The 2,882-nt window shown below is 70.9% G+C and carries 4 protein-coding genes; 2 read left to right on the forward strand and 2 right to left on the reverse strand.

Features of this window, described 5'->3' with window-relative positions; genetic code table 11:
* Both G6017_RS10350 and G6017_RS10355 read right to left on the reverse strand, forming a co-directional pair.
* The coding region (locus G6017_RS10350; RefSeq protein WP_182617241.1) for a pirin family protein at positions 1-784 on the reverse strand (784 nt) is incomplete at its 3' end.
* Between the two features lie 122 nt (positions 785-906).
* On the reverse strand, positions 907-1,539 hold the full coding sequence (locus tag G6017_RS10355) for a YdcF family protein (protein ID WP_179523694.1): 633 nt from the start codon (positions 1,537-1,539) through the stop codon (positions 907-909).
* 125 nt (positions 1,540-1,664) lie between these two features.
* Between G6017_RS10355 and G6017_RS10360 the strand changes: the two genes are divergently transcribed.
* Positions 1,665-2,339, forward strand: coding sequence for a DNA-3-methyladenine glycosylase family protein (locus G6017_RS10360; RefSeq protein WP_182617242.1), 675 nt, complete (start codon positions 1,665-1,667; stop codon positions 2,337-2,339).
* Positions 2,340-2,348: 9 nt separating this feature from the next.
* Positions 2,349-2,846 carry a thiol peroxidase gene (tpx, locus tag G6017_RS10365; RefSeq protein ID WP_179523696.1) on the forward strand — a complete coding sequence of 166 codons (498 nt, stop codon included), beginning with the start codon at positions 2,349-2,351 and terminating at the stop codon, positions 2,844-2,846.
* The last annotated feature ends 36 nt before the right edge of the window (positions 2,847-2,882 follow it).

Raw genomic sequence — 2,882 nt, forward strand, 5'->3', positions numbered from 1 at the left:
CGCCCGCGCCCGCGCTCACGGTGACGGCCTCGGGGGCGAGCACGGCGGCGTCGTAGCCGAGCCGCTGCCCGTCGGCGGTCAGCTCGCCGCCGTAGTTGTACAGGACCCGGGAGGCGGACGGGTCGAACGCCGGGAGCTCGGTGCTGACCCCGGGGTCGAGGGTGACGATCCAGATGGCGAGGTGGCTGTCCGGGCGCGCGGCCCAGGAGTGCGGTGGCGGGTCGAGTGCCCGGATCCCGTCGATCTCCCCGGCGATCACCCGGACGCGCGCGGCGGCCCCCTCCTCACCGCGGACGACGACCGGGGTGTCCTCGGACCAGAACATGTCGAAGTACGGCTCGGCGGACTTGTCCTCGGGGGCGAGGTTGAGCCAGATCTGGAACAACTCCATGGTGTTGGTCGCGTCGGGATCCAGCAGGGGGAACATCTCCGAGTGCGAGATCCCCGCACCGGCGGTGAGCCACTGTGTGTCACCGTGCCCGAAGCGGGCGGCGGCGCCCAGCGAGTCGGAGTGGTCCACCACGCCGTCGAGCACCACGGTGACGGTCTCGAAGCCGCGGTGTGGGTGCTGGGGGAAGCCGGGCACCTCTGAGCCGTGGTACATCGACCAGCCGTCCTTGCCGGAGAAGTCGCCTCCGATGGACCGGCCCTCCAGGGAGGCCGCGGGACGCATGGTCTCCCCCTCGGCCGCGGGGAACTCGTCGCGGTGGTGGACCGCGAACAGGAACGGGTCGACACCGGGCCACTGCGCGCCGAGCGGGACTACCTGACGGATGGCGGACACTGGCATCTCCTCTGACGGGACGGTAATTGCTGTCGCGTCATACAACTCCGGGCCCCGGCGGTTTGTTCCCTCCCGCGTCTGAGCCCGGGCCAGCCCCAGATCAGCCCCGGGTCAGCCCCGGGTCAGCCCCGGGCCACCACTCCGGTCACCGGAATCCGGCCGTCGACCGCCTGGCGGAAGTTGAGCACCGCACGCTGGACGTGGTCGCCCGTGGAGACCACGACCGCGCCGGTGGTCCCGCGCTCGCGGAAGATCTGGTCGGTGAACCGGGCGTTCTGGACCGTCGAGTTGGAGTTGCCCTCCTCGGTGATCCGCCACGGTGCGATCCCGGCGCCGCGGAGCCAGTCGCCCATCGCGCGGGCCTCCGTGCGGCCGTTCTGCGGGACTCCACCGGTCACGATGATGCGGGCTGTGGGGTACTCCCGCGCGAGCCGGAAGCCTGTCCTCAGCCGCTCCTCCAGCACCGGCCGGATCCCCCCGTCGGGATAGAGGCCCGCGCCCAGGATCACGATGTCGGTGGTGAACGGATTGACCGTGAGCACCGCCGGGTCGTCGCTCGTGAGCGCGTCCAGGCCGCCGCACATCTGCAGCATCGACTGGTCGACATACTGGCAGCCCACCATGGTCAGCCCGTTGTAGAGCGCGGTGCCCGACGGAAGCTCCGCCGAACCCGCGGATGCGGTCCCTGCACCGGCCCCCAGCGCGAGCGCCGCCGTGGCCGCGACCGCTGCGAGACGGATGTGTGTCCTACGCACGATGGCGTTCCTCCCCCGAGAAAACTGTGTGACTCATTTCGTGATCCGATAGTTATCGTCGGCCACGGTACCGCTGTTACCCGTGAGGCAGGATGGTCCAGAAAACCGCCCGGTACCCTGCTCGTATGCCCGCAGGATACGACAAATCGGCCGCGGTCCGATACCTCTCCCGAGCGGACCCCGAGCTCGGACGCCACATCGAGACCGTCGGTCCGTGCACCCTCGCGCCCGCCCCGGACGCCGGACCGCACACCCTGTTCGACCGCCTGGCCTCCTCGATCCTATCCCAGCAACTGTCGGTCAAGGCGGCCGCGACGATCGCCGGTCGCCTCAGGGAGCGGGCGGCCGGGCCCCGGCATCTCGACCCCGGCCTCCTCACCACCCTCTCCGACGACGAGATCCGTACCTGCGGGGTCTCCCGACCCAAGATCGCCGCGCTCCGCGACCTCGCCGACGCGGTGGGGACCGGACGGATCCCCACCCTGGCGGAGCTGGAGGAACTCGACGACGAGGAGGTGGTCGCCTCCCTGACCACCGTCCGCGGGGTGGGCCGGTGGACGGTGGAGATGCTGCTGATCTTCCTGCTGGACAGGCCCGACGTGTTCCCCGTGGCCGATGTCGGCGTCCGGCGCGGATTCGAGCGGGTCACGGGACTCGACGGACCCCCCACCGCCACCCGGATGCTCACCCGTGCCGAGAGCTGGGCCCCCTACCGGTCGGTCGCCTCCTGGTACCTGTGGCGGGCGGTGGACCAGACCGGCCAGGCGGTGCCCGCGCCGCCCGCGCCCGCCGTCCGGTAGAACGGACGCATGGCAACCACCGCATTCAAGGGAAACCCCGTCTCCACGTCCGGCGAGCTCCCCGCCGTCGGCACCACCGCTCCGGCCTTCGACCTGGTCGGCACGGACCTGGCGCCCGTGACCTCCGAGTCGCTCGCGGGCAAGCGCGTCGTGCTCAACATCTTCCCGAGCGTCGACACTGGCGTCTGCGCCCAGTCGGTCCGCACCTTCAACGAGAAGGCCACGGACTTGGACAACACCGCGGTCATCAACGTCTCGGCGGACCTCCCGTTCGCGCTCAAGCGCTTCTCCGCCGACGAGGGCATCGAGAACGCCTCCGCCGGTTCCACTTTCCGCAGCGACTTCGCCTCGACGTACGGCGTCAAGATGGCCGACGGCCCCCTGGCCGGCCTGTGCGCCCGCTCGGTCGTGGTGCTCGACGCCGACGGCACGGTGGTCTACACCCAGCTCGTCGACGAGATCACCACCGAGCCGGACTACGACTCCGCGCTGGCTGCACTCGCCTGATCCGCGTCGACGGCCGCCGGCCCGCCTCCATGTGGA

Source organism: Dietzia sp. B44, assembly GCF_014145245.1.
Taxonomy (GTDB): Bacteria; Actinomycetota; Actinomycetes; order Mycobacteriales; family Mycobacteriaceae; genus Dietzia; species Dietzia natronolimnaea.

What these genes read in the sequence shown, in the direction of transcription:
- G6017_RS10360 (WP_182617242.1), top strand. Translation starts at nt 1,665, where the DNA reads ATGCCCGCAGGATACGACAAATCGGCCGCGGTCCGATACCTCTCCCGA.
- tpx (WP_179523696.1), top strand. Translation starts at nt 2,349, where the DNA reads ATGGCAACCACCGCATTCAAGGGAAACCCCGTCTCCACGTCCGGCGAG.